This window comes from Lolliginicoccus lacisalsi (assembly GCF_014841105.1).
Lineage (GTDB): Bacteria > Actinomycetota > Actinomycetes > Mycobacteriales > Mycobacteriaceae > Lolliginicoccus > Lolliginicoccus lacisalsi.
This window is the reverse complement of sequence record NZ_JACYWE010000003.1, coordinates 312,896-339,304: the sequence shown is the minus strand read 5'-3', so window position 1 is coordinate 339,304 and position 26,409 is coordinate 312,896. Positions and strand designations below refer to the sequence as shown.

24 protein-coding genes and 1 pseudogene are annotated in these 26,409 nt (G+C 70.4%); 7 read left to right on the top strand and 18 right to left on the bottom strand.

Annotated elements, in window-relative coordinates:
• Positions 1–153 precede the first annotated feature (153 nt).
• The 6 genes and pseudogenes from HT102_RS07255 to HT102_RS07230 form a co-directional block, all read right to left on the bottom strand.
• Positions 154–1,575 (bottom strand): annotated as a pseudogene (locus HT102_RS07255) (acyl-CoA synthetase).
• Positions 1,576–1,584: 9 nt separating this feature from the next.
• Positions 1,585–1,950, bottom strand: coding sequence for a hypothetical protein (locus HT102_RS07250; protein ID WP_192038721.1), 366 nt, complete (start codon positions 1,948–1,950; stop codon positions 1,585–1,587).
• Positions 1,951–2,013: 63 nt separating this feature from the next.
• A complete protein-coding gene (gene dapC / locus HT102_RS07245; protein ID WP_192038720.1) occupies positions 2,014–3,117 on the bottom strand; it encodes a succinyldiaminopimelate transaminase in 1,104 nt (367 codons plus the stop codon).
• Between the two features lies 1 nt (position 3,118).
• Complete coding sequence (fdxA, locus tag HT102_RS07240; RefSeq protein WP_149360928.1) at positions 3,119–3,442, bottom strand: ferredoxin; 324 nt, start codon at positions 3,440–3,442, stop codon at positions 3,119–3,121.
• A gap of 263 nt (positions 3,443–3,705) precedes the next feature.
• Positions 3,706–4,842, bottom strand: coding sequence for a lipase family protein (locus tag HT102_RS07235; protein ID WP_192038719.1), 1,137 nt, complete (start codon positions 4,840–4,842; stop codon positions 3,706–3,708).
• Positions 4,839–7,430: a bifunctional FO biosynthesis protein CofGH gene (locus HT102_RS07230; protein WP_333473329.1), complete on the bottom strand. Its 2,592-nt coding sequence runs from the start codon at positions 7,428–7,430 to the stop codon at positions 4,839–4,841. Before HT102_RS07230 ends, HT102_RS07235 begins: the two co-directional genes overlap by 4 nt.
• A 139-nt stretch (positions 7,431–7,569) precedes the next feature.
• Between HT102_RS07230 and HT102_RS07225 the strand changes: the two genes are divergently transcribed.
• Together HT102_RS07225 and HT102_RS07220 are read left to right on the top strand one after the other, a co-directional pair.
• Positions 7,570–8,067, top strand: coding sequence for a PH domain-containing protein (locus tag HT102_RS07225; RefSeq protein WP_192038843.1), 498 nt, complete (start codon positions 7,570–7,572; stop codon positions 8,065–8,067).
• The gene (locus HT102_RS07220) at positions 8,064–9,575 is read left to right on the top strand and encodes a PH domain-containing protein (RefSeq protein WP_333473328.1); all 1,512 of its coding nucleotides are present in this window, start codon (positions 8,064–8,066) and stop codon (positions 9,573–9,575) included. Before HT102_RS07225 ends, HT102_RS07220 begins: the two co-directional genes overlap by 4 nt.
• Positions 9,576–9,590: 15 nt before the next feature.
• Here the strand turns inward: HT102_RS07220 and HT102_RS07215 are convergent, their stop codons facing one another.
• The 5 genes from HT102_RS07215 to typA form a co-directional block, all read right to left on the bottom strand.
• A complete protein-coding gene (locus HT102_RS07215) occupies positions 9,591–10,073 on the bottom strand; it encodes a hypothetical protein (protein WP_192038717.1) in 483 nt (160 codons plus the stop codon).
• A gap of 64 nt (positions 10,074–10,137) precedes the next feature.
• Positions 10,138–10,272, bottom strand: a complete 135-nt coding sequence (locus HT102_RS16150) for a hypothetical protein (RefSeq protein ID WP_269902747.1) — start codon at positions 10,270–10,272, stop codon at positions 10,138–10,140.
• A 16-nt stretch (positions 10,273–10,288) separates the two neighbouring features.
• Positions 10,289–11,194 (bottom strand): N-acetyl-1-D-myo-inositol-2-amino-2-deoxy-alpha-D-glucopyranoside deacetylase, encoded by a 906-nt coding sequence (mshB, locus tag HT102_RS07210; protein WP_192038716.1) that lies wholly within the window; start codon positions 11,192–11,194, stop codon positions 10,289–10,291.
• 11 nt (positions 11,195–11,205) lie between these two features.
• Positions 11,206–12,969, bottom strand: a complete 1,764-nt coding sequence (locus HT102_RS07205; protein ID WP_333473327.1) for an ABC transporter family substrate-binding protein — start codon at positions 12,967–12,969, stop codon at positions 11,206–11,208.
• 166 nt (positions 12,970–13,135) lie between these two features.
• Positions 13,136–15,058 carry a translational GTPase TypA gene (typA, locus tag HT102_RS07200; protein ID WP_192038714.1) on the bottom strand — a complete coding sequence of 641 codons (1,923 nt, stop codon included), beginning with the start codon at positions 15,056–15,058 and terminating at the stop codon, positions 13,136–13,138.
• A gap of 282 nt (positions 15,059–15,340) precedes the next feature.
• Here typA and HT102_RS07195 point away from each other — a divergent pair, with 282 nt between their 5' ends.
• The gene (locus HT102_RS07195; protein WP_192038713.1) at positions 15,341–15,517 is read left to right on the top strand and encodes a hypothetical protein; all 177 of its coding nucleotides are present in this window, start codon (positions 15,341–15,343) and stop codon (positions 15,515–15,517) included.
• Here the strand turns inward: HT102_RS07195 and HT102_RS07190 are convergent.
• From HT102_RS07190 to HT102_RS07175, 4 genes are read right to left on the bottom strand one after another with little or no spacing between them, the layout of a single operon-like run.
• Positions 15,495–15,917 (bottom strand): (deoxy)nucleoside triphosphate pyrophosphohydrolase, encoded by a 423-nt coding sequence (locus tag HT102_RS07190; protein WP_333473326.1) that lies wholly within the window; start codon positions 15,915–15,917, stop codon positions 15,495–15,497. The genes HT102_RS07195 and HT102_RS07190 overlap by 23 nt on opposite strands.
• Entirely contained in the window at positions 15,910–17,004 is a 1,095-nt protein-coding gene (locus HT102_RS07185) for an ABC transporter ATP-binding protein (protein ID WP_192038712.1), read from the bottom strand. The genes HT102_RS07190 and HT102_RS07185 overlap by 8 nt, the downstream gene beginning before the upstream one ends.
• Positions 17,005–18,651, bottom strand: a complete 1,647-nt coding sequence (locus tag HT102_RS07180; protein ID WP_192038711.1) for an ABC transporter permease — start codon at positions 18,649–18,651, stop codon at positions 17,005–17,007.
• Positions 18,651–19,703: a thiamine ABC transporter substrate-binding protein gene (locus HT102_RS07175; protein WP_192038710.1), complete on the bottom strand. Its 1,053-nt coding sequence runs from the start codon at positions 19,701–19,703 to the stop codon at positions 18,651–18,653. Before HT102_RS07175 ends, HT102_RS07180 begins: the two co-directional genes overlap by 1 nt.
• A gap of 145 nt (positions 19,704–19,848) precedes the next feature.
• Here HT102_RS07175 and HT102_RS07170 point away from each other — a divergent pair, with 145 nt between their 5' ends.
• A complete protein-coding gene (locus HT102_RS07170; protein WP_192038709.1) occupies positions 19,849–20,148 on the top strand; it encodes a 4a-hydroxytetrahydrobiopterin dehydratase in 300 nt (99 codons plus the stop codon).
• 312 nt (positions 20,149–20,460) lie between these two features.
• Entirely contained in the window at positions 20,461–21,237 is a 777-nt protein-coding gene (locus HT102_RS07165) for an Rv1157c family protein (protein WP_192038708.1), read from the top strand.
• Positions 21,238–21,374: 137 nt separating this feature from the next.
• On the opposite strand, the gene HT102_RS07160 is transcribed toward HT102_RS07165, so the two are convergent.
• Positions 21,375–21,530 carry a hypothetical protein gene (locus tag HT102_RS07160; RefSeq protein ID WP_192038707.1) on the bottom strand — a complete coding sequence of 52 codons (156 nt, stop codon included), beginning with the start codon at positions 21,528–21,530 and terminating at the stop codon, positions 21,375–21,377.
• Positions 21,531–21,743: 213 nt separating this feature from the next.
• Here HT102_RS07160 and HT102_RS07155 point away from each other — a divergent pair, with 213 nt between their 5' ends.
• Together HT102_RS07155 and HT102_RS07150 are read left to right on the top strand one after the other, a co-directional pair.
• Positions 21,744–23,276, top strand: a complete 1,533-nt coding sequence (locus tag HT102_RS07155) for a sodium-dependent transporter (protein WP_192038706.1) — start codon at positions 21,744–21,746, stop codon at positions 23,274–23,276.
• Positions 23,273–23,380, top strand: a complete 108-nt coding sequence (locus tag HT102_RS07150; RefSeq protein ID WP_192038705.1) for a methionine/alanine import family NSS transporter small subunit — start codon at positions 23,273–23,275, stop codon at positions 23,378–23,380. The genes HT102_RS07155 and HT102_RS07150 overlap by 4 nt, the downstream gene beginning before the upstream one ends.
• A gap of 369 nt (positions 23,381–23,749) precedes the next feature.
• Here HT102_RS07150 and HT102_RS07145 read toward each other — a convergent pair whose 3' ends face one another.
• Both HT102_RS07145 and HT102_RS07140 read right to left on the bottom strand, forming a co-directional pair.
• Positions 23,750–24,877 carry an aminotransferase class V-fold PLP-dependent enzyme gene (locus HT102_RS07145; protein ID WP_192038704.1) on the bottom strand — a complete coding sequence of 376 codons (1,128 nt, stop codon included), beginning with the start codon at positions 24,875–24,877 and terminating at the stop codon, positions 23,750–23,752.
• On the bottom strand, positions 24,874–26,139 hold the full coding sequence (locus HT102_RS07140) for a mannosyltransferase (protein WP_333473325.1): 1,266 nt from the start codon (positions 26,137–26,139) through the stop codon (positions 24,874–24,876). Before HT102_RS07140 ends, HT102_RS07145 begins: the two co-directional genes overlap by 4 nt.
• Between the last annotated feature and the right edge of the window lie 270 nt (positions 26,140–26,409).

The following is a 26,409-nucleotide window of genomic DNA, read 5'->3' as shown; positions in this document are numbered from 1 at the left end:
CTACGCACAGCTGCCACCGATATTTGGGTGGTCGCTGGCACTCAACGGTGGCCAGAACTGGCCAAGGGTGGCAGGAAGCCAATGCGCCGAGCACGTCCGGTGGCAGGAGGCCGGAATCGCGGTCCCGGATTCCGCACCGCCGGAGGACCGCGATCAGCCCAGCTGGGTCTTCTGCACCTTGCCCATGGCATTGCGCGGAAGGCTGGGAACGATCCGCACCTCGCGGGGCCGCTTGTGCGCCGATAGCCGCTCGCCAACCCAGTCGATCAGTTCGCCGGGGTCCGCGGCGGCGCCCACGACGTGCGCGACGATCCGCTGCCCCAGGTCGTCATCGGGCACGCCGACCACAGCGACCTCGTCGACGGCGGGGTGATCGAGCAGGACGTTCTCGATCTCCCCCGCGCCGATGCGGTAGCCGCCGGACTTGATGAGGTCCGTGGACTCGCGACCGACGATGCGATGCGTCCCGTCCGGCTCGATGGCCGCGATATCGCCGGTGATGAACCATCCGCCGTCGCTCCAGCTCGCTGCCGTGGCGGTCGGGTTGCCGTGGTAGCCGTCCCCGAGCATCGGGCCACGCACGTGGAGCACGCCGATGCTGCTGCCGTCGCGGGGCAGCTCGTGGCCGTCACCGTCAACGACGCGTGTCGTCACGCCACGCAGGGTCGTTCCGACATGGCCGGGCCGCCGCGGGCCGTCCGCCCGCGCGCTGAGGGTGATGAGGGTCTCGGTCATTCCGTAGCGCTCGACGATCTCGTGCCCGGTGAGGTCCCTGATCGCAGCGAAGACAGTGGCGGGCAGCGGCGCGCTGCCGGAGACGAGGAGGCGCGCCCGGGAGAGCGAGCGAGCGTGCTCGGGCTCGCGCGCGAGGCGATGCCACACGGTGGGAACCCCGAAGTAGAGCGTTCCGGGCGCAGCGGCATAGGCCTGCGGGCTCGGGCGGCCGGTGTGGATGAGGGGGCTACCGAGGCGCAGCGGGCCGAGCACTCCCAGGATCAGCCCGTGAACGTGGAACAGCGGCAGGCCGTGGACCAGCGTGTCCTTGGCTGTCCATTCCCAGGCATCGGCGAGCGCATCGATTCCCGCCGCGATGGCGCGGCGGCTCAGGAGGACACCCTTGGGGCGCCCGGTGGTTCCGGAGGTGTAGACGATGAACGGCTACCGAGCCGGGGAGGGCTCGGGGTGGTGGTGCCAGTCCCGGGCGTGGACCCGCACGGGGATGCGCGGCACTTGCTCGGCCGCGTCGTGGCCGGGCGGGGCGCCGGGCGGGGCGCCGAGCCAGGCTTGCGCGCCGGAGGCGGAGATGATGTGGGTGATCTCGTCCGGGCCGGAATCGGGGGGCACGGGCACGACGGTCACACCGGCGGTGATCGCTCCCGCGATGGCGACGATCGTCTCGAGGGTGGGCCGGGCGAGCACCGCGACGGTCCGGGCGCCACGAATGCGGGGCACCACAGCGGATGCGGCCCCCATGAGGGATTCGCGGGAGAGGGTGGTTCCCTCGATGGTGACCGCGGGCGAGCTAGCCTCGCTAGCGGGCGATGCGTGGAGGGAGGCGAGGAGCGAGGGTGCCATCAGGGCCGATCAGATGTCGGAGAATCGCTGGGGCGGCTCGATGCCCAGTGCCGTGCAGGCCCGCTCGATGTGGTCGAAGCCCTCGTTGATGACTTCCTCGGCAGCATTGGCCGCCTCGGCGGTGGTGGCGACGTTGAGCATCACGCGCGCGTTGTCGAGGCTGTCCTTGGCCCGGTCCAGGTGACCGGCGGCGACATCGTCATTGTCGCCACGGATGGTATCAACGGCGAACGCGAGCTGCAGGTACGCGCCACGGGCTCGCGCCTTGGCCTCGTCGGCCTCGCGGGTGACCTCGAGGTTCTTCAGGAACTTGCGGCCCGCTCCGAACGCAGCGACGCCCACACCGACCGCGATCGGTATCAGTGGAATTGGCATCTGCGGTTCTCCTCTCACATTGGGCACGCCTGGGTGCTGGAGCCCGCCCCGCGCCGGCGGCGGCTAGGGTGCTAGCCGCCGCGCCGCGGCCGCGATGCGCTCGTCGGTAGCAGTCAGCGCGATCCGGACGTGCTGCGCGCCGGCCGGCCCGTAGAACTCTCCTGGCGCGGCCAGGATACCGCGCTCAGCGAGCCACTGGACAGTATCGCGGCCTTGTTCACCACGCGTTGCCCACAAGTACAGGCCCGCTTCGGAATGGTCGATGCGGAACCCCGCGCCGAGGAGCGCCGCGCGGAGCACCTCGCGGCGCTCGCGGTACCGCTCCTTCTGATCCTGCTCGTGCGTGTCCGAGGACATCGCGGCGGCAGCAGCAGCCTGGATGGGCAGTGGCACCATCATGCCAGCGTGCTTGCGCACGGCGAGCAGATCGCCCACGAGCTCGGGGTCCCCGGTAATGAAGCCCGCCCGGTAGGAGGCGAGGTTGGAGGTCTTCGACAGCGAGTGCACCGCGAGGAGGCCCTCGTGGTTGCCGCCGCTGACGCGCTCGTCGAGGATCGATACGGGCTCGGCATCCCAGCCAAGCCCGAGGTAGCACTCGTCGGAGGCCACGATGGTGCCGCGCTGGCGGGCCCACTCGACGACCTTGCGCAGATGGTCCACCCCGAGCACGCGCCCGGTGGGATTCGACGGAGAGTTGATGAACAGCAGCGGCGCGCGCTGCGGCCCGATCGCTACCGTGCTGTCGGCACGGAGCACGTCGGCGCCAGCGAGCAGCGCGCCCACCTCGTAGGTGGGATAGGCCAGCTCGGGGATGACTACGGTGTCCCCGGCGCCCACGGCAAGCAGGCGGGGCAGCCAGGCGATCAGTTCCTTGGTGCCGATCGCTGGGAGCACCGCGTCCGGGTCGATTCCGCCGATCCCGTAGCGGCGGGCCATCGATCCGGCCGCGGCCTCGCGGAACTCGCTCGTGCCGTGCGTGGTGGGATACCCGGGCTGGGCCGCCACCGAGGCGAGCGCCTCCTGGATCACCGGGGCGACAGGATCCACCGGCGTGCCGACGGAAAGGTCAACGATTCCGTCGGGGTGGGCCTGCGCGAGCTGCTGGGCGCCTGCGAGCGAGTCCCACGGGAAATCAGGCAGCACGCGCGCCACGGGAGTGCGGTGCACGTCACTCCTCGTTCATCGGGGGCAGTTCCTTGATGAACGCGGGATCGAACGCCTTCTTGCCCACCTTCGCCGCGCCGCCCGGAGAACCGAGCTCGTCGAAGAAGTCAACGTTGGCGGCGACGTAGTCGTCCCACTCGTCGGGAACGTCATCCTCGTAGAAGATCGCCTCGACGGGACACACAGGCTCGCACGCGCCGCAATCCACGCACTCGTCGGGGTGGATGTAGAGCATCCGCTCGCCCTCATAGATGCAGTCGACAGGGCATTCCTCGATGCATGCCTTGTCAAGGACGTCGACACACGGCTCTGCGATGACATACGTCACAGCAGTTCTCCTGTCCTACTCGCCTGGCCTCAAGCTATGGCCACCATTGTGATGTCACGTCCCGCGGGCTGTGCGGAACGCGATGCCTGCGAAGCACTGGGCCGAGCAGCTCAGCCACGCCAAACGGCCCACGTCATCATTATCACGCAACCGCGGGCTCCCGATCGTGCCAGGGTTCCCTCACCCCGCTGCGAGCCCCGCCCAGGGCCACAAGCAGTTCCTAGCCTACCGGCATGCAGCGCCCCGCCCGAAATCCCGCGGGATCATCCCCGGAACAGCTCGCGCACGAAGGGCAGCGAGTCCTCGAGCGAGGCGGGCATGGTGGAATCATGGCCCTCGGCGGGGTAGTACCGCAGGGTCAGCGGCTGCTGGGCCGCGCGCATCCGCGATGCCAGGATCTCCGTCAAGGGCGCCCACACCGTGCCGTCGAGACCACCCTGCGCGATCATGTAGGGCCGCTCGTACCCGTCGACGGGCACCTCCACGACCTCTCGCACGGCGGAGAAGAATGGAACGGTCGTGAGCTGCCGGCTGAACAGCGACCCCAATGCGATCCCGGAGACCCGATCGCGCTGCGCGCTGTAGCAGAGCCGCTCCGCATCGGCGACCACGGATCGCCCGAGCGGGGTGAGGTAGCTATCCACGTCCGCCTCCGGATGCGAGGCGCGAACGCTGGCGAGAAGGTAGGTCACGAACACGGTCAATCCGGGTTGCCCGATCTCCGGGAACCAGGGCCCCAGTGCCGGGATGAGAGCCTCGAGCTGCGAGGGCGCTCCGGTCGCCACAGCGCCGCGGAAATCGAGCTCGGGGGCGCGCCCGGGCGCCAAGCGGGCCGTGAACAAGGCGGCGTGCCCGCCCTGGGACTGGCCCACCGCCACCCAGGAACGGGACAGCGCTGGCTCGGCGGCGCGCGCCGCCCGCACCGCGTCGATCACCCCATGGGCGGCGATCCTGCCGTTGAGATAGGGGTGGACGCCTGGGCCGCCGAGCCCCGGATAGTCGCTGGCGACGATCGCGTAGCCCTCGTCGAGCCAGGCCTCCAGGTAGCCGAGATCGCGCTCCGAGCGGCCACTGATCGAGGGCGCGCAATGATCGGCGAGGCCCACGGTGCCATGCGCCCAGGCGATGATCGGCCACCCGCCTGGCGGTGGCGCTCCCCCGGGCAGGTACACCGCGCCGGAGACGGGCGATCGCTGCTCCCCCGCGCCATCCGACCAGTACGAGATCCGGAACGCGCGCGCCGTGCCGGGGATCCATTGCTCGGCGGGCGCCGCCGACGAGGCGATCAGCTCGCCAGCGACCGGCAGGGAAGCGGCAAGGGGCGCGCCGGCGAGCGATCCTATCGCCAGGGCGCACGCGACGGCGAGCGAGCAGGCGCGCGCGGACGGCGTGCCCTTCACCCCTGCTCCCCCAGGTCAGCCGTGATCGCCACCGCGGCGAGCCCTCCCGGGCCACCGACGGGATCGTAGGTGGTGGTGCGCTGGCGGGCGGGCCGACCGATGCCGCGAGCGATCTCCTCGAGCTCGGCGACGGTGCGGGCGGAACCGTGCTGCGAGCCGGCCATGCGGGAGATCGTTTCCTCCATGAGCGTCCCGCCGAGATCGTTGGCTCCAGAGCGCAGCATCAGGCGTGTCCCCTCGGTGCCCAGCTTGACCCAGCTCGTCTGGATGTTGTCGATGCGGCCGTGGAGCATGATGCGGGCGAGCGCGTGCACGGCCTGGTTCTCCCGCGGGGTGGGCCCGGGACGGGACGCGCCCGCCAGATAGAGCGGCGCGCTGTGATGCACGAATGGCAGCGGCACGAACTCGGTGAAGCCGCCGGTGCGGTCCTGGATATCGCGGAGCACGCGCAGGTGCCCCACCCAGTGCCGGGGCTTGTCGACGTGCCCATACATCATGGTCGAGCTCGACCGCAGGCCTTCCTCGTGCGCTGCGGTGATGACGTCGATCCAGGTGCTCGCGGGCAGCTTGCCCTTGGTGAGGATCCAGCGGACATCGTCATCGAGGATCTCGGCGGCGGTCCCGGGGATCGTGCCCAGCCCCGCCTCGCGCAGCTCGCGCAGCCATTCGCGGAGGGGCTGGCCGGATCGGGATACGCCGTTGACGATCTCCATGGGGCTGAAGGCATGGACGTGCATCCCGGGGACGCGCGCGGTGACGGCACGGACGAGATCGGCGTAGGCGGTGACCGGGAGGTCCGGGTCGATTCCTCCTTGCATGCACACCTCGGTGGCCCCGGCGACGTGCGCCTCCCAGGCGCGGTCCGCGACCTCGGCGCTCGAGAGCGTGAACGCGTCGGCATCGCCCTTGCGCTGCGCGAACGCGCAGAACCGGCAGCCGGTGTAGCAGATGTTGGTGAAGTTGATGTTGCGGTTGACCACGTAGGTGACGTCATCGCCGACGGTGTCGCGCCGGATCGCGTCGGCGAGGCCGGCCAGCGCGTGCAGGGCCGGGCCGTCGGCGTGGGCAAGGGCGAGGTACTCGTCATCGGAGAGCCCGGCGGGGTCGGTCTCGGCGCGACGCAGGGCATGCAGAACGGCGGTGTCGAGGCGCTCGGGCGCCTGGCTGCTCCCCTCGGTGGTATCGGCACGGCCGCGCACGACGTTCCAGTCCCCGAAGGCGCTCTCGAGGTCGCTGCGGTGGTCCGTGCGCCGTCCATCGACGTCGATCTCCTCGTGCAGATCGGTGCGGCCCGAGGAGGCCCAGTCCGGGTCCGGCTCCTGCCAGGGAAGCCCGGCGGGGCGGGTGTCCCGGGCGAGCCCCGTGCTGGGATCGAGCAGCGCCGCGACATGCGGGCGCACGCGCGGATCGATCCACGGCTGCCCGGCGCGCGCGTAGCGGGGATGGGCGGTGAGCCTCTCGACGAGCTGGTAGCCGCATTCCGCGGTGATGGCGGCAAGGGCGTCGAGCTCGGGCCAGGGCCGCTCCGGGTTCACATGATCCGGGGTGACCGGGGAGACGCCGCCCCAATCGTCGATGCCGGCGGCGATCAAGCGCCGCGACTCCTCGGGCGAGACCAGGTTCGGCGGGGCCTGGATGCGCATGCCGGGGCCGAGCACGAGCCGGGCCACAGCGACGGTCGCGAGGAACTCCTCGAGATCGGCATCGGGGGCGGCCCGCATGGCCGTGTCCTGCTTGGCCCGGAAGTTCTGCACGATCACTTCCTGGATGTGCCCGAACTCGCGATGCGCCGCACGGATGGCGAAGAGCGATTCGGCCCGGTCCTCGACGGTCTCCCCGATGCCGACGAGGATCCCCGTGGTGAACGGCACGGCGTGGCGGCCGGCGTCGCGCAGCACCTGCAGGCGGCGCTGGGGATCCTTGTCGGGGCTGCCGTGATGGCAGGCGCCGGGAGTCTCGAACAGCGCTCGGGAGGTCGTCTCGAGCATCATGCCCATCGACGGCGCGACCGGCTTGAGCCGCGCGATCTCGTCCCACGACATCACCCCGGGGTTCAGGTGCGGCAGCAGGCCCGTCTCCTCGAGGACGCGGATGGACATGGCGCGCACATAGTCGAGCGTGGAGCGGTAGCCCCGCGACTCGAGCCACTCGTGGGCCTCGGGCCAGCGATCCTCCGGACGATCGCCCAGCGTGAACAACGCTTCCTTGCAGCCTTGGGCCGCGCCGCGGCGGGCGATGTCCACGACCTCGTCCGGGTCGAGGAACATGCCTTCCCCCGCCGCGCGCAGCTTGCCCGGCACCGTCACGAACGTGCAGTAGTGGCAGCGGTCCCGGCACAGGCGCGTCAGCGGGATGAACACCTTGCGCGAGTACGAGACCGGCAACGGGCCCTCCCAGCCGGGGAACGCCGCGCGCGAGCCCGCGTCCCGCGCCCGCCCCGCCGCGACGCACAAAGCCTCGAGATCAGCGCCCCGCATCCGCAGCGCGACCGCCGCCTCCGCCTCGTTGAGGGTCACGCCATCGCGGGCCCGGCGCAGCACACGGCGGACAGCGGAGGCAGGGACGGCGTCAGCGGTGTGGAAAGTCACCCCCCGATCATGCTCCAAACCCGCCATCCCGACCAGCGGACAACGCCCGCCGTACGTAAAGTCGCAGTCACGAGCCATCGAGGTCGAGGTGGCCCCGAGGCCCGGACCCCGAGGCCAGGACAAGGTGGTGGTGCGCGTGATGGATGTTCCGACGAGCAAGCTGGCCGACCCCGCATGGCGGCCCAGCCGCAAGGCTCCCCTGCTGTGGGCGTCGGGGATCGTGATCCTGTGGCTCGTGCTCATCGTCGCCCAGGCCCTCCTGGCCCTCGCGCGCCCCGGGATCGGCTGGCCGCTCGCCGCCGCGGCCGTGGCGACGGTGGTGCTCGCTCCGCTGCACATCATCGGCGTCCCCTGGTGGCGATACCGGGTGCACCGCTGGGAGATCACCGGGGAGGCCGTGCACACCCGGCAAGGGTGGCTCGTGCAGGAGCATCGCATCGCGCCGATCTCGCGCGTGCAGACCGTTGATACGACGAGGGGACCCATCGACCGCCTCCTCGGGCTCGCGACGGTCACCGTCACCACCGCCTCCTCCGCCGGAGCGGTGACGATACCCGCGCTCGACCTCGACGTCGCCGAGCGCACCGTCCGCGAGCTGACCGACATCGCGGCGCAGACCCGCGGGGACGCGACGTGAGCAGCGTGGAACCACCCCCCGCGGCCGATGCGGCCGGGATCACCGATGAGGCCGTGCCCTGGCGCCGCCTCGACGCTCGCATGCTGCTCGTCAAGCCCGTCACCGCAGGCTTCCGGGCCCTTCCCGCGCTGGTGGTGCCGCTGATCCTCGGCGCGCAGACCGGCAACCCGGCCTTTCTGCTCATCGCCATCGTGGGACTCGTCTATGTCGCGACGATCGACTGGCTGACCACCCGCTACCGCGTCGGCCCCGAGCACGTGCAGCTCAAGCGGGGCCTGCTGCAGCGCAATGTGCTCTCCGTGCCGCGCTCGCGCGTGCGGTCGGTCGATACGCACGCCACGGTGCTGCACCGCATCCTGGGGCTCACGGTGCTGCGGATCGGCACCGGCACCGACGATTCCGGGTTCGAGCTCGACGCCATCGCCGCCGAGGCCGTCCCCGAGCTGCGCGCGGTCCTGCTGGTCAGCGGCCCCCCGGCCGCCAGCGACGACCCCGAGCCCGAGACCGGTCCCGGCTCCGAGATCGCGGACTGGCAGGCCTCCTGGATGCGCTATGCGCCGCTGGGATACACCGGGCTCGTGGCGATCGGCGCCGGGCTCGGCCTGTTCTTCCAGTCCGGCGCCGCGATCGATCGCATCGCGGACTCCGGGCTGGCGCAGGATGCTGCCTCGCTCGGGCGGGAGCTCGGCCCCCTCGTCGCGTCCGCGATGGCAGTGCTGCTCGTGCTGGTCGCGGCGAGCGCCATCGCCATCGCCCGCTACATCCTGTCCTACTCGGGCTTCACCCTCCACGATGACGGCCACGTGCTGCGCGTCGAGCATGGCCTGCTCACCACCCGCGAGAGCACGCTCGATCGGCGCAGGCTGAGGGGGGTCTCGATCGAGGAGCCCGTGCTGCTGCGCCTCGGCGGCGGGGCAAGGGCGCGCGCAATCATGACCGGCATCGGCGAGTCCTCCGGCACCTCGGCGCTGGTCCTGCCCGATGCGCCGCGCCAGCGTGCCCAGCAGGTGGCGGCCGCGGTCGTGGGCGATCCCGGCGTCATGCATGTGGCTTTGCGCGGCCACGGCAGCGCCGCGTTCCGTCGCCGCATGTTCCGCGCGGTCGCGCCGCCCGCGATCGTGCTCGCCGCGCTGGCGATCGCCGTGCTCGCCGGGGCATCGGTCCCGTGGTGGGCGTGGCTCGCGGCGGGCCTGCTGCTCGCCGCGTCCACGGGCCTGGGCGTCGACCGGTACCGCTCCCTCGGGCATGCCACTCCCGCGGGCTGGCTGGTCTGCCAGAGCGGATCGCTGCTGCGCTCCCGCGACATGGTCGACGCCGAGGGAATCGTGGGCTGGAGCGTGCGCCAGACGTTCTTCCAGCGACGCTCGGGCCTCGCCACGCTCACGGCCGCCACCCCCGCGGGGGCCGATGCCTATCAGGTGATCGACGTTCCCGAGCCCTGGGCATGGGACATCATCGCGGCGGTGACGCCACGCATGATCCAGTCCCTCCCCCGCGCCACCCGGTAGCCGAGCGAGCCGGGGTCAGCGCTGGGCGGTCGGCGTGGTCCCGGTGTTGTTGTCGAGCATGGATTCCCGCAGCATCCAGAACGCGACCGGCACCAGGCCCCCGATCATCAGATACAGCCCGCGCGGGTCATGCCCCGGCAGGAGCGTGGAGCCGCCCGGGCCACCGAGGAAGGCGAGCAGCACCACGACGGTCCACGCCATCACGGGCGCGGCGGCCCGCTTGATGGTGTAGCCGAGCCTCAAGCCCGCTTCGACCAGCAGGATATTGCCCACCGCAGCCATCAGCACCGCATAGGGAAACGGCACCCCGTCGAGCTGGCTGGGAAGCAGGAAGATGGACAGCACCGCGAGGAGGATGCCGTCGGTCACCAGCACGCCCACGATGTACGGATCGAGGCGGGACGCGCTCATCGTGGGCCGCTGCCGCGGGCCCGCCCAGGACGACATGCTGCCACGGCCACGCTGGATGCTCGCGGTGGAGCGCGACGCCACGTTCACGGTTCCTGCCTCTCCGATGCGGTGCCAGGGGTCGCCCGTCGGCCCGGGCCTGGGGACTGGGGCGTCACCGTGGCGGGTAGCCGATCTGCGTCAGGTAGTTGCTGTAGTTGTTCACCGCGCCGTAGATGGCTCCCCAGTAGGCGTCGGAGATCTCCTGCTGGTAGCTGACCGGATCCAGGATCCAAGCGATGAGGTCCATGTGCTTCCTTTCGATCTCAAGTGGGTCCGGGCCCGGCGAACAGACCGTGAGCGGCCTGCCCGTCCGGCACGGGATGGCCCGTGGTGCGGACCAGGACGAAGTGTTCCTCATCCATTATCGGTTGCGCGACCCAGTTGGACAGGGCGAACGCGCGGTTGGGCAGATCAACCATGATCTGCGTGGCATGGCACTGGAGCGCGGCGGCCTTCCGGTCGCGCTGGTCACGCACGTCGATGCGGGTAGTGATCTGCTCGTCGGGGAAGAGCCCGAGCCCGCCACCGGGCTCCCGCACCCAGTCCGCGGGGACGCCGCTGAGCCGGGCCGCGTTCTCCTGGAACGCCTGGTGCCCGATGACGCTCCAGTACAGGCGGGGCACGTCCCAGCCACGCGCGGAAGCCGCAGCGAGCTCGACCGCGCGATGGGTGACCTCATGGACCCGGATGTGGTCGGGATGACCGTAGGTGCCGTTGGGGTCGTAGGTCGTGACGACGTGGGGCTGGAAGTCCTGGATGAGGGCAGCCAGCGCGCTCGCGGTGTCCACCAGTGGGGCGTTGATGAACGCGCGCGGATTGCGAGAGCCGTCGGTTCCGGCCATCCCCGAATCGCGCCAGCGGCCCGCGCCGCCGAGAAAGACTCCGCGCACCCGGCCGCGGCTTTCCGGCGCCTCGAGCGCGCTGAGCGCTCGCTGGAGCTCCCAGTAGCGGTAGCCACCGAGCTGGTCGGCATGCTGCGCGGCGAGCCCGGCGAGCTCGTCGCCGATGATCTCGCCCTCCTCGCCCAGGGTGCAGGTCACGACGAGGACCTCGATGCCGGCATCGCACGCGGCGGCGATCGTCCCTCCCGTGATGAGGGTCTCGTCATCGGGGTGGGCGTGGACGAGCATCAACCGGCGGGCCGCGCTGGTCGTTCGGGATCTGGTCATTCGGGAGCTGGTCATTCGGGCAGCCTGGTCCACTGCGCTGCGTCACCGAACACACCGACGGGCACGGGCAGGTCGAGATTGACCCCGGCCACGGTGTCCCGGGCCGCGACGAGGGTGACGTCCTGCAGGATGGGGCGCACTGCCGCGAGCTCCCACAACACGGGTTCGGCCTGGGTGATGACGGCATCGGCGCTGGCCTGCCCAGTGAGGGCGGCCCGGATGAGGGCATCGATCGCGGGCGCGCAGGCCCCGGAGAGGTTGCTGGGCGCCCGCTCGATGTCCCGCTGGTTCCCGGTGGCCGCGGGCTCGGCCGGAGCCGCGTCCTCCCCCTGCGGGCAGGACCAGCGCGAGGCGAGGGTGGTGGCGGGATCGTAGCCGGTCTGCGTCCACCCGACGAGCATGTCGATCTCGCCACCGGTGAGCGCTTCGCCGTAGAGCCGCGCCGGGGCGAGCTGGGTGACCCGTGCCCGCACACCCACCTGGCGAAGCTGGTCCGCGGCGGTGTTCGCGACCGCGCGGGCGGTCTGGTCCCCGCCGGGCACGCCGATGACGAGGTTGAGCGCGGCGCCCGCCGGGTCCCCGCCGAGGCGCAACGTATCGTCGACGAGCTGGTATCCGCCGTTGGCGAGCACGGCCATCGCTTCCTCGTAGCGCATGCGGGACGGCTCGGTGGGCGTGTAGGCGGGATCGGAAGGTGGCCGGATCTGTGCCTCCGCCACCGCGACAGTGGCAGTGCCGCCGCCTCCGACGGCCGCGAGCACGTCGGTATCGAGGACGCTCAGCAAGGCCTTGCGCATGGCCGGATCGTCGAGTGGCTCGATGCGGGTGTTGAGCACGAGCTGCAGGGTGCGGGTCTGGTAGGCGCGCGCCGTGGAGAGTCCCCGGATGGCGGAGAGCTGCGCCTGCAAGGATGCCCCGCCATGGACCTCGGCGACCTGGGCATCGTTGGAGCGCAGCGAGTCGGCGATCTGCGAGGCGCTGCCGCCACGGCGCATGTGGATGCGGTCGGCGCTGGCCGGAACGCCCCAGAAGCGATCATTGCGCTCGAGCCGGATGTCATCGCGGCCGCGATCGACGCGCTTGATGTTGAACCGCGAGCCCGAGACGGGGATCGTGTCAGCGAGCCCGTCGTCGAATCCCCCTGGGGAATCCTTGATGAGGTGAGCGGGGAGCAGGTGGCTGAAGAGCTCTCGCCAGGCCGGGTAGGGATCGCTGAACTGCACGGTGACGGTCTTGCCGCCCGCCGAGGAGCGCACCGCGGTGATCAGGTCGTATCCGGCGGGATCGACCACACCGGGCTGCGTGGTCATCTGCCGCCACAGGTAGAGGAAGTCCTCGGCCGCGATCGGTGCGCTATCGGACCATTGCGCCTCGTTGCGGAGCACGTAGGTGACGGTGAACGGGGTCTCCCCGCTGCCGTCATCGGTGACCTCCGCCGACTCGAGCACCGAGGTGTCGGGCTCCCAACTTACCCCGCCCGCTGCTTGCGGGTCGGGCACCGGCCGGAACGGGCTCGGCAGGACCAGGTCAGCGATGGCGCTGCTGACCGGCGAGAGGTGGGAGAGCAGGTGCGGGTTGAAGCCGGAGCCGATGTCGTCGATCGCCACGACGATCTCGTTCTGCACCGTGACGGGCGGCGGGACCGGCGTGACCGTCCCCGTGCTCTCGATGGGGGGCGGCGGGCTCGCGGTGCAAGCGGTGAGCGAGAGCAGTGCCGCCCCGGCGAGCAGGGCTCTGGCCCACCCGGCTGCGGGCGTCGTCGACTTGGTCGGCACTCGTTCCTCCCCGTGTGCGCTGCGCGCGGGCGAACCGCGCCCGCTAGGGCCCGTGCTTGCCGACCCTCCCTGCCATCGTGCCATGTTCCCCGCCTCCGTTCGTGGACGCGGGGAACTATGCGACACGTTGTCCCGCTGCGACTCCGCAGCGCCTACCTGGCAGCGATTACTCGGCGGCCTTGTCACGGGTCTTGGCGCGCGAGCGCTCCCGGCCACGAGTGGTCGAGTCGAGGATGACCTTGCGAACCCGCACGATATCGGGGCCCACCTCGACGCACTCGTCGGATCCACAGAACTCGAGCGCGCCCTCGAGGTCGAGCCGGGCAGCCCGCTGCAGGCGCTCGAGCTCGTCACCGGTGGAGGAGCGCATGTTGGTGAGCTTCTTCTCCTTGGTGATGTTGACGTCGAGGTCCTCGGCGCGGGGGTTCTCGCCCACGACCATGCCCTCGTAGCAGGTATCACCGGGCTCGACGAAGAAGCGGCCACGGTCCTGGAGGGTCTGCAGCGCGAAGTTGGTGATCGCGCCCGCGCGGTCGGCGACGAGCGAGCCGGTGTGGCGGCTGCGGATCTCGCCCGCCCAGGGCTCGTAGCCGTGCGAGTGGTTGTTGGCGATGCCCGTGCCGCGGGTCTCGGTGAGGAACGCGGTGCGGAACCCGATGAGGCCGCGAGCGGGGACGACGAACTCCATGCGCACCCAGCCCTGGCCGTGGTTGTGCATCTTCTCCATGCGGCCCTTGCGGGCGGCCATCAGCTGGGTGACCGCGCCGAGGTGCTCCTCGGGCACGTCGATGGTGAGCAGCTCGAACGGCTCGTGGAGCTTGCCGTTGATGGTGCGGGTGACCACCTGCGGCTTGCCGACGGTCATCTCGAATCCCTCGCGGCGCATGGTCTCGACGAGGATCGCGAGGGCGAGCTCGCCACGCCCCTGGACCTCCCAGGAGTCGGGACGCTCGGTGGGCAGCACGCGCAGCGATACGTTGCCGATGAGCTCCTGGTCGAGCCTGGCCTTGAGCAGCCGGGCGGTGAGCTTGGTACCGCCATTGCGACCCGCGAGCGGCGAGCCATTGGTACCGATGGTCACCGAGATCGCCGGCTCGTCGACGGTGATGCGCGGCAGCGCGACCGGGTTCGCGGGATCGGCGAGGGTGTCGCCGATCATGATCTCCTCGATGCCCGCGACCGCCACGATATCGCCGGCCACTGCTTCATCGGCGGGGACGCGGGTGACGCCCTCGGTGCGCAGCAGCTCGGTGAGCCGCACGTTCTTCACCTCGCCATTGCTCCGCAGCCACGCGACGGTCTGTCCCTTGCGCATGGTGCCGTTGTAGATGCGCACGAGCGCGATGCGGCCGAGGAAGGCGGAAGCATCAAGGTTGGTGACGTGGGCCTGCAGCGAGGCATCGGGATCCGCGACGGGCGCCGGGACATGCTCGAGGAGCAGGTCGAACAGCGGCTGGATGTCGGGGGAATCAGGCTCCTCGCCGTCCTCGGGCTGGGTCAGGCTGGCCTTGCCGGAGCGTGCGCACGCGTAGATGACGGGCATCTCGAGGGCATGCTCCGCGGCGGCCGAGGCCTTCTCGTCCTCGAGGTCGCTGGCGAGATCGAGGAGCAGGTCATGGACCTCGTCGACGACCTCGGTGATGCGGGCGTCGGGACGGTCGGTCTTGTTCACGGCGAGGATCACCGGGAGCGACGACTCGAGCGCCTTGCGCAGCACGAAACGGGTCTGCGGGAGCGGTCCCTCGCTGGCATCGACGAGCAGGACGACGGCGTCGACCATCGACAGACCGCGCTCGACCTCGCCACCGAAGTCAGCGTGGCCCGGGGTGTCGATCACATTGATGATCACTTCGGAGCCGGCGGGGTTCACGCGCCGCACCGCGGTGTTCTTGGCGAGAATGGTGATGCCCTTCTCGCGCTCGAGATCGCCGGAGTCCATGACTCGCTCGACGAGCTCCTCGCGCTCGGCGAAGGCCCCGGACTGGCGCAGCATCGCGTCGACCAGCGTGGTCTTGCCGTGGTCGACGTGCGCGACGATCGCGATGTTGCGGAAGGCTGGGGTGCGGGTATCAGCCGAGGTGGACGACACACAAGCTCCTGTACATGATTGAGGCGCCCCGGTCGTGCTGGTCGCGCCAGGGGGCGCGCCGTGGCCGGGACGTGGTGAAGAGTCGGTTGCTCATGCGACTGCCCGAGTGGGCATGGTCGATGATGCTTCCAATGAGCAACCAGCCCCGAGGATACCCGCTCGGGGGCGCAAGGGCTCAATCGAGCGCCCCAAGATCAGTTAGCCCTACCTACATAAGCGAGGCTATGCTTAGTTGACGCACTGCGTCCCCGACCACCGCCGACCACACTGGAGCACTACACGATGGGCAAGGTCAAAGCATCGAAAGTCAGCAGCCTCAAGCCGAAGAAGAAGTGCTGCCGATCCAAGACCCGATGCATGCGCTGCCCCTACGTCGTGGCGAAGATGAAGAAGCTCGAGTCCAACGGAGTCAAGGGCAGCGACCTGAAGAAGCAGCTCAAGCGCGTTCGCGCGGCCTGAGCAGCTCGCGCAGGGCCGCGATCAGCGCACGGTCGCTCGGCACCCACGGCAAGTCATCGAGCGCATCGCTGCCGATCCACGCCACCTCGAGGTGCTCGATCGCCACCGGCTCGCCGGAGACCCACTCCGCGGCGTAGGCGCGCAGCACCATCCGCTCGCCGATCAGCACCTCCGGCCCCACGCGCTCGCCCCCCACCACCACGATCGCGAGCTCCTCGGCGAGCTCCCGCTCCACCGCCGCCCGCGGCTCCTCCCCCGGCTCGGCCTTCCCGCCAGGCAGTTCCCACAGCCCCGCGAGCTCCGGGGGCGACGCGCGGCGAGCGACGAGCAGCAGGCCCTCCCGCACCACCGCGCCGGCCACGACCTCGCGACGCTGCTCGCCCAGGCACTCCTCACCCACGCGCCGCCACCCCGTCCGGCTCGGCCCTGCTGGACCGGGCGGGCGCGCTCGCGATCAACCCGGTGCGCCGCCCGTCCAGGCCGAGCCGGATCTGCTGCCCCGGCTCGGCACTGTCATGGAGCGTGCCCACCGCGCCCAGCTCCGCCCGACCACCGGGCAGGCCCTCGACGGCCACGCGCAGCCGCAGCCCATCGGGCATCATCACCCGCGACAGGACGGTCGCGGCGACCGGCCCGTGCGGAGCAATGGCGAGCGAGTGCTGGCCCAGCGCCAGCACCGCTGGCCCATCCGGGGCGTCCACGCCCACCGCGCCGAGCACGCAGCGCGCCACCCCGTGCCGGACGTCCGCGTCCAGGAACGCCTCGAAGCCGAGGAAGCGCGCCACAGCCCGGTCCGCCGGGCGGCGCCACAGATCCCGCGGGGCCGCGATCTGATGGATGTGCCCGTCGATGAGGACGGCGATGCGATCGGCGAGGAAGGCGGCCTCGTCGTGGTCGTGGGTCACCACGATCGCTGGCGTCTGGTGCGTGGTCACGATGTCGCGCACGTCGGTCGCCAGGCGATCCCGCAGGCCGCGGTCGAGCGCCGAGAGCGGCTCATCGAGCAGCAGCAGGCGAGGGCGCGGCGCCAGCGCCCGGGCCAGCGCCACCCGCTGCGCCTCGCCGCCGGAGAGCCCCGCCACCCCGCGGTCCCCGAAGCCACCCATGCCAACCATCTCCAGCAGCTCCGCGCCCCGGTCATGCTGCGCCGCGCGCGGCATCCTCCTGCCGGCCTCGTCCCGCGCCAGCCCGAGCCCGTAGGCGATGTTCCCGGCCACCGACTTGTGCGGGAAGAGCTGCCCGTCCTGGAACACCAGCCCGATGCGGCGCTTGTGCACCGGCACCGCGGAAAGGTCCTCGCCGCCGAGGGTGATCGAGCCGGAGGCGATGGGCTCCAGGCCCGCGACGGCGCGCAGAACGGTGGTCTTGCCCGAGCCGGAGGGCCCGAGCAGCGCGAGCACATGCGCCTCGCCGGGAACCTCGAGCGTCACATCGTGCGCCGCGAGGGTGTCCCCGTAGCGCACCGTGATCCCTGTGAGGCGCAGCATTCAGAACTCCCCTATCTCGCCGACCCGAACGATCTCGACGACCGCGATGACCGCCGCGGTCAGCACGAGCAGCGCGACGGCTCCCGCCATCGCCACCGAATAGCTCTCTGCCCCGGGCCTGCTGATCAACCGCCCGATGAGCACGGGCAGCGTTGGCTCGCCCGCGCGGGCGAGGAAGGATGTAGCGCCAAACTCCCCGAGGCTGACGATGAACGCGAACCCCGCCGCGACCGCGAGCGACCGCCACGCCAGGGGAAGGTCGATGCTGGCCCACACCCGCGCTGGCGACGCGCCCAGCACGCGCGCGCCCTCCCGCAGCCGCGGGTCCACCGCGCGCAGCGCCGGCAGCAGCACCCGCACGACCAGCGGGATCGCGATGAGGGCCTGCGCGATGGGGATCACCAGCGGCGAGGACCGCAGATCAACGGGCAACTGCCCCAGCGTGATGAACAGGCCGAACCCCACGGTCACCGCGCTGATTCCCAGCGGCGCGAGCAAGGCCGCCTCGCCCGCGATCGCCCACCGCCCCCGAGCAGCGGTGATCGCGACGGCCGCGAGCACGCCCAGCACGGTCGCGAGCACCGCGGCATCGGTGGCGGTGCGCAGCGACATCAGCATCGCGCCCCAGGCCTCGTGATCGCCGCCCCGCCCGAGGAGCAAGCGATAGCCCTCGAGCGTGAAGCTGCCGCCGCGCCGCACGGACGTCCATGCCAGCAGCAGCGGGGGCGCGACCAGCAGGGCCGCGACCACCCCGAGGACCAGAGCGACCGGCACCCACTGCGCGCCCCGGGGCCGCGCCTGCTGCCCGGACGCCATCGCGGCCTGCCCGTCGCTCCGCCGCCCGCGCCGCGCGAGGGTGGCGATGAGGATCGCCGCCCCGATGGTCAGCATCTGCAGGATCGATAGCGCAGCGGCGGCGCGCAGGTCGAACGCCTGCACGGTCTGCAAGTAGATCTCCGTCTCGAGGGTGCGGTACCGGCTGCCGCCGAGCACCAGCACCACGCCGAAGCTGGTGGCGCAGAACAGGAAAACGATCGCGGAGGCGGAGAGGATGGCGGGCCGCAGCGCCGGCAGGGTCACCGTGCGCCAGGCCTGGAAAGGAGTGGCACCGAGGGTGCGTGCCGCCTGCTCGGCCCGCCGGTCGAGGGTGGACCAGACCGAGCCGACCGTGCGCGCGATCACGGCGATGTTGAAGAAAACATGCGCGAGCAGGATCGCCCAGACGGTGCCGTCGAGGCCGAGGAAGCCGAGTGGCCCTTGCGGCGCGAGGATCACCCGGAACAGGATGCCCACCACAACGGTGGGCAGCACGAACGGCACCGTGACCGCGATCCTCAGCACCAGGCGCCCGGGCAGGGCCACGCGCGCGAGCAGCCATGCCACGGGCAGCCCGGCCAAGAGTGTCAGCAACGTCGAGGCGAGGGCCTGGCCGATGGTGAAGCCCGCGATGCCCCACACGCCCGGCTCCGCGAGGATCCGCGCCGCCCCGAGCGGATCGGGGCCGCCATCAGGCCCCGTGAGCCCGCGTCGCAGGATCGCGATCACCGGCCAGGCGAAGAACACCAGGAGGAAGGCCGCGGGCAGCACGCCGAGCCACACGCCCGCGGGTATCCGGCGGGCGCCCCGGGCGACGACGGCTGGAGCCACTAGCCGAGCATGAGGGCGCGCCACTGGGATATCCACTCGTCACGGTTCTCGCCGATGCGGCCGGGATCCATGGACATCGGCTCGGCCGGGCGCGGGGCGTGCAGGTCGAAAGCCTCGGGCAGCGGAGTGCCCTCCACCACCGGCAGCACATACATGCTCTCGGGCAGCGCTTCCTGCACCGCAGGGCTGAGCAGGAACTCGATCAGCTCGCCCGCGGCGTCCGCGTTGGCCGTTCCCGCAACGATCCCGGCGTACTCGATCTGCCGGAAGCAGGTATCCGGCAGCGCCCGCGTGGGCGGCGGGGCGCCATCGGGCCCGGCCTCCGCGGGCGGCGAGGTGGCGTAGGAGACGACGATCGGGCGGGGGCCCTCCCCCGCGGAGCCCGAGAACTCGACCGTGTAGGCCTGCGTCCAGCCGTCGACGACGAGCACGCCGTTGTCCCGCAGCCGCGTCCAGTAGTCCTGCCAGCCATCCTCGCCGTGCTCCTCGATCGTTGCGAGGAGGAACGCAAGGCCCGGCGATGATGTGGCGGGGTTCTGCACCACGGCGAGATCCCGGTAACGGGGATCAGCGAGGTCGCCGAGGCTCGTGGGCTCGGGGATGCCACGATCAGCGAAGTAGCGGGTGTCGATGTTGAGGCACACATCGCCATAGGCGATGGGGGTCAGCACGGGGTCGCCCGGGTAGGCGAAGCGCTGCGGCACGGCGGTGCTCGCCTCGTAGGGCTCGAGCACATCCTCTGCCACGGCGCGCGAGGCGAACGTGTTGTCGATGCCGAACACGACGTCGCCGATCGGCCGATCGCGGGACAGCGCCAGGCCCGTCACGAGCTGCCCGGCGTCGCCCTGCGGACGATGATCGATGGCGATGCCTGTCTCTGCCTCGAACGCGTCGAGCACATCCTCGGGCAGGTAGAACGAATCGTGCGTCAGCAGCACCACGGCCCCGTCCGCGTCACTGCCGCCGGAACCGATCGTGGAGCAGCCCGCTAGGGCCGGGAGGAGCGTCGCGAGCGCGCAGCCCGCGACGACTGCTCGAGGTGACGCGGCCATGGTGAGTTCCTCTCGCGGTGGTATGGCAAGCATCCACCATACGGGCACCGGCGGGCGCGATGGGCGCCACGGCACGGTTCGCCGCCTTCCGCAGCGGCGGCACGGGCCATTCCGCTGCAGCGGTGATGGATGTCACACTAGAGGGATGAGCGATATCCTCGACGACGCCACGATCGACCAGTTCCTCGAAAGCCTGGACTCCTGGCACCGGGACGGGGCAGCACTGAAAAGGACAGCCGCGATGGCCTCGTTCCCCGACGCGATCCTCCTCATCGATCGGGTCGCGGTGATCGCCGAGGAGCTCGACCACCATCCCGACATGGATATCCGGTGGCGCACGGTCCACTTCTCCTGCACGACCCATTCGGCAGGGGGCCTCACCCAGCGTGATCTCGACCTCGCGAACCAGATCGAGGCGGAGATCACGAGCATCAGCACCTCCTAGGCCCGCGCGGCGACCCGCGGGCGATGTCCGCGCCAAGTTGCGATGTGGCGTGGATTCGGCTGAACTACAGCCAAGAGTTGGTAACGCTCCCGCAAACCCGGAACGGTGCCGCCTCCCGCCATGAATCATGAACCCCAAGCATCGTGGGGCCCCGGACCGGAAGGTGCCACGGAGCTCAGCATCCGCGCGGGCCGCGCGCGATCGTCGGCAAGCCTCGATGCTGCCCGCCATCGCACACCAGATCCGGCAGCTCGGGCGCTGCTGAAACGACCACCGGCCCCGACCTCAATGGAGACAAGGATGGAACCTCGCGTGCTCCACATCCGAAAATCGCGAACAACGCTCGCGGCACTGGCGATCACCGTCACCGCCGCGCTGTCGCTCCCCGGCATCAGCTCGGCACAACCGGCGCTACCGATCGTCTACCCCGACATCAATCTCTCTGACATCGACCCCGCGGCCATGGAGATCCTGCCCGCGATCATCGGGTCCGCGGCGACCGGTGCCGGCAATGGCACGGAAGCCCAGGACCAACTGCTCGCGACCCTCACCGGCCTGCTCGGCCAGCCTGGAGTGCCGGAGCAGGTGCAGGACGGCGCGCGCCGCATCGTGTCGTTCATCAGCGCCCCCGAGCCCCCGCAGGGCGGACCGCCGATTCCCACGGATGGACCACCCATCCAGCAGTTCCTCTACCCGACCATCGGGTTCGACTGCATCGGCCCCGGCCAGAGCTCCATCGCCACGGCCCTCGCGGTGTCCGGCCCGGCCGATATCCCGGCACCGGGCCCGCGCTCCCGCGAGGCGGCGTTCGTGTTCACCGCGCTTGGCACCGGAGGAGCAACCAGCCAGGTTCCCGCGGACCCGCTCACTGTGTCGTGGTTCAACATCGATTCCGGCCGATCGGGCGCCACAGCGCTCGACAACAGCGCCGGCATCAACGCCGACGGCCCCGCGACCTATACGGCCATCTCCCGGACCGGCAAGGGCCGCATCCTGGCCACCATCCATGGCCAGGCCACCCTCGAGGGGCCCAACGGACCGATCACCTGTGGATTCGCGCCCACGGTAGGCCTGTTCGTGGTCGACTGATCCGCTAGCCCTACTGCCCGGTCAATTCGCCAGGCACCCCACGAGAACCCCGTCGGTGACTTGTCCCGGCGGGGTTCTCGCTGCTTGGCCACCGGCGCTAGCGCGAGGAAACGCCTGCTTGGTTCGGGGCGTCCGGTTCAGGGGCGCTCGGCGAGCTCCTCCTGATAGCCACGGATGCGCTCGGCGATCTCGTTGGCATCGGCCTCGCGGCCTTCCTTCCGGGCCTCGTTCTCACGGACACGCAGTTCCCGGATCGCGGTTCGGATGTCATTGATGCTCATTACGTGACCCATGCCACAATGATGCGCTTTTTGGGCACTGCTCGCCAGGACTTGGCCCACATCCCCGTACCACACTTCCTGCCGCGTGTTGAAACACCCGCGCATCTGGTAGGACACCAGTTGGCCACTTCCCGCCAGCATCGCGAATGAGTCGTTTACCGTGTGCTTAGCCGCCGCGAAACGCGGCACGCTCCCCCAACCGCCGCCAACAGAAAGCCGCCACGAATGGACACACCACGCGAGGTATGGAGCGCGCGATCAGTCTTCATCCTGGCTGCGATCGGCTCCGCGGTCGGCCTCGGCAACATCTGGCGCTTCCCGTTCGTCGCCTACGAGAACGGCGCCGGGGCCTTCGTGATCCCCTACCTGATCGCGCTGCTCACCGCCGGTATCCCGCTGCTCTTCCTTGACTACGCCATCGGCCACAAGTTCCGCGGATCCCCGCCCCTCGCGTTCCGCCGCCTCAGCAAATGGACCGAGACCCTCGGCTGGTGGCAGGTCGGGATCTGCTTCGTCATCGCCGTCTACTACGCCGTCATCGTGGCCTGGGCCGTGCGATACACCTTCTTCTCCATCGGGCAGGCCTGGGGCGACGATCCGGAGGGATTCCTGTTCAGCAACTTCCTCCAGCAGGAGGACGGCGCGCGCGTGGGCTTCGACCTCGTTCCCGGCGTCGCGATACCGCTCGTGCTCGTCTGGCTGGCCACCCTCGCCGTCCTCGCGCTCGGCGTGCAGCGCGGCATCGGCAACTCGGCACGGATCTTTGTCCCCCTGCTCGTCGTGCTGTTCCTCGTGCTGGTCATCCGTTCGCTGTTCCTCGACGGCGCGGCCGCGGGCCTCAACGCCTTCTTCGACCCCGAATGGAGCCTGCTGCTCAACCCCACCGTATGGATCGCCGCGTACGGTCAGATCTTCTTCTCGCTCTCCATCGCGTTCGGCATCATGATCACCTACGCCTCCTACCTGCGCATCCGCACGAACCTCACCGGGTCCGGCATGGTCGTGGCATTCTCCAACAGCAGCTTCGAGATCCTCGCCGGCATCGGCGTCTTCGCGGCCCTCGGCTACATGGCCAGCATCGCGAGCGTACCCGTCGACGAGGTCGTCAGCGGCGGCATCGGCCTCGCGTTCATCGCGTTCCCCCAGATCATCTCCGTGATGCCCGGCGGCTCCGTGTTCGGAGCACTGTTCTTCCTCTGCCTCGTCTTCGCGGGATTCACCTCGCTCATCTCGATCGTGCAAGTAGTGATCTCGGCGGTACAGGACAAGCTCGGCATCACCCGGATCCCGGCGGTGCTCGGCGTCGGCGGCGCCATGGCCGCATGCTCCATCGCTCTGTTCCCCACGACCACCGGCGTAAGCGTGCTCGACGTCGTTGACAAGTTCGTCAACAACCTCGGCATCGTCGGCGTCGCGCTCATCACCGTCATCTCCGTCGCCTGGCTGCTGCGCCGCACCGGCGAGCTCGGCGATCACCTCAACGCGGTCTCGTCGTTCAGAGCGAACATCGTGTGGCAGTTCTGCATCGTCGTCGCCACACCGATCGTGCTCAGCGCCATGCTGATCAGCGAGATCCGCACGCTCGCGGACGAGGGCTACGGCGGCTACCCGGACAGCTTCATCCTCGTCCTCGGCTGGTCGGTCCAGGCCGTGCTGATCGCCTTCGCGATCATCCTCGCGGTGCTGCCCTGGCGGCGCGGCACCGACCTCGGCCATCCAGAATCAACCCAGTTCCTCGCGAAGGAAGGCCACCGATGACCACGACCGCGATCATCATGATGATCCTGTCCCTGACCATCGTCTGGGGCGGCCTCATCGCCAGCCTCATCCACCTGCGCAACAACCCCGACAAGGAGGACTAGCGGGCGGTCCGGCTCCGCGGCTAGTCCCGGTTCCCGCGCGGCGAGTGGAAGCTTTTCCTCCTCGGAGCGGGAAAAGTATCCACTAGCCGGGTGGCCCTACGGCGACGGCCAGCACGGCGCCCCAATTCGGGACACCCGCTAGGCCGTGGACCCCAGCCGCCACCGATAGCGTGCTGCTGCCACGGTTCCCGCCCAGCTGCCACGGTTATTTCCGTGGGAGATTCGCGCAGGGGTGGCAGCTCGCAGCGAAGGGTGGCAGCCGTGATCCTCGCCCGCGCCCGTTTCGTAGCAAGCCCACTGCGAGGAGTACCAATGCGGCAGGCACCGGGCGCCTGCCCTGCACCAAGTCCACCGGGCGCTAAGCCTGAACTACGGCCGCCAAGCGTCGAGGATCCCGGAGAGCTGCTCGAGATCGGCACCGGTGACATCGAGGTGCGGACTCACGCGCAGGACACCGCGGGTAGCCTCGAGCGGTCCGCGCTCCGGCCCCGCGTAGGTGGTCACCATGCGGGGCGAACAGGCAAGAAGATGCTCCCGCAGCGCCGCCACGTCCTGGTCCCGGAAGCCAGCGGGCGGACGCAGCGTCGTCACAGCGCATGGCTCAGCGTGTGGCTCGACCACCTGCCATCCGCCCCGGCCGTCGAGGGAACCGCGGACGAGCTGCCCGATCGCATGCAGCCGCTCCCGCACCCGCGGTGGCCCGAGCCGCAGGTGCTCCTCGAGCGCCACCGCCAGGCCGACCCGGCCCGCGATGTACGCCTCCTGCGATTCCACTAGGGCCGCGCCATCGCCGAGGAAGCCGTCGCGCAGCATGGCGAAGCCGACGCCCCGCGGGCCGCACAACCACTTGCGGCTCGTCCCATAAATGGCGTCGGCGTCGATGCGGCAATCGAGGTGCCCGAATCCTTGCGCGGCGTCCACGAGCACGGGGATTCCCCGCTCGCCGCCCAGCCTCGCGAGCTCCCGCACGGGTTGCACGACGCCCCGGTGCGAGCCGAGGTAGCACAGGTGCACCAGTGCCGGGGATCGCTGATCGAGCTGGTCGGCGGCGTGCCCGAGATCGAGCTGCCCCTGACCGTCCCACGGATCGATGACGCACGGCTCGAGACCGAACGCGCGGAGCTCGCGAAGGTTGGGACCGAACTCGCACGGCAGCACCGCTACCTGCGATCCCGCCGGCAGCCGGAGCGCGAGCAACATGGCGCGGAGAGCGGCAGTCGCGCTCTCGGTGTACATGACTCGATCAGGCCGCCCACCACACAGCTCCGCGATGGCGTGGCGGCCACCATCGATGCGCTCGCTGGCCTGCTCGTGCGCCACATAGCCACCCACGCGCGCCTCGAGATCGAGATGATCACGGATCGCTGCCCGCACCGCGAGGCTCATGCGGCCTGCAGCGGCGCTGTCGAGATGGCAGGTTCCTGTGTCCACTGGGGCCTCGCGGGCGGCGGCGTAGGCGGCGGCAAGCTCGGGATGCGGCAGGCGCGCGGTGCTCATGGCGCAGACACTAGCGAGCGGCGCGCGCGCCCGCACCACACCATCCAGGCGAGAACGGTGATGGCTCCCACGACGTAGACGAGGGCGATCCAGGCGAGCGGGGCTGGCTCGACGATCTCCCAGATCGTGGGCTGGAAGAAGCTCAGCACCCACGGCACGCCCACCAGCACCATCGCTGCCCATGCGCTCGCGATCGCCCTTGCCCCCGGCATCCCCGCGAACGGGCCCCGGACCAGCCAGAGCAGCAGGGGGATCACCCACACCCAATGGTGCGACCACGACACCGGCGACACCAGCAGCCCCAGAATCTGCACGACCAGCAAGGTGCCCAGCACATCGTGCCGGTGCAGGGCCCGCCACGCCACCCAGGCCAGCACGCATACCAGCACGACCGCGACGAGCCACACGATCCGGGCCGTGCCCTCCGGCAGGCCGAAGCGGTGCGCTGCACCGAACAACGACTGGTTCCACACCGACCCGGTCGGGCCGATCCGATCTGCATCGCCGAAGTAGGAACCGATGTACTCCCGCGTCTCGTCCCGGATCACCAGCCACGAGACTCCCACCGTCACGAAGAACACCACCGCCGAGAACGCTGCGGCACCAAACCGGCGGCGCGCCAGGAAGAACAGTCCGGTGATCGCCGGGGTCCGCTTGATGCCCGCGGCGATGCCCACGAGTGCCCCACCCAGCCACCACCGCGCGGTGCTCGCCGCCACCAATACCAGCAGCACCAGGAAGACATTGACCTGGCCGTAATCGAGCGTGGTGCGTACCGGCTCGGTCCACAGGCCAACGCCGGTCCACAGCATTGCCTCCCGGCGGCTGCCCACCCGGCCCGCGGCACCGAGCATGCGCTGGCACAGTCGCACGACCGCATAGAGCGCCGCGGCGATACCGACCTGCCAGAGCAGCGCCACCAGCGTGAAAGGCAGCGCGCTCAGCGGGAAGAACACCAGCGCCGCGAACGGCGGGTAGGTGAACGGCAGCGGGAACTCTGGCGTATTCGTCGCGTACCGGAAGCCGTAGAGATCACCCGCGGTGATCCGCGCTGCGCCGTCGACATACACATGCAGATCAAGGAAGTTCGTCGCGTTCGGCACCAGCGCGGTCCATAGCAGGCGGGCCGCGAAGGCGACGGCGAGCACCAGCGGCGCCCACCGGAGCAGGCGCGAAAGCCTCGGGTCCGACGCGCTTTGCGCTGGCTGACCGTGCGCTGGCTTGCCCTGCGCTGGGCCGACCGACAGGGCGCTGCCGTCCACTGCTCGTCCTCGCTGTCTCGCTGCATCGCGCGACCCGTGTGCCGGGCCGCGCATCGAATCACCACGATAGCGAAGACGTGGCCGTCCGGCCGCCCGGGAAGCACCAGCCGACAGACAGCGCTGACGCTCAGGCGCTCAAGGCCGGGACATGATGGACGCCCCCGCAGAGCCAGGAACCAAGGAGAAAAACACGTCTGTGCGGGGGCGCGATACCGACTCTACGGCCGCTCGCCAGCCCTCAGCCCGCCGGCGGTGTCATTCTCAGCGACT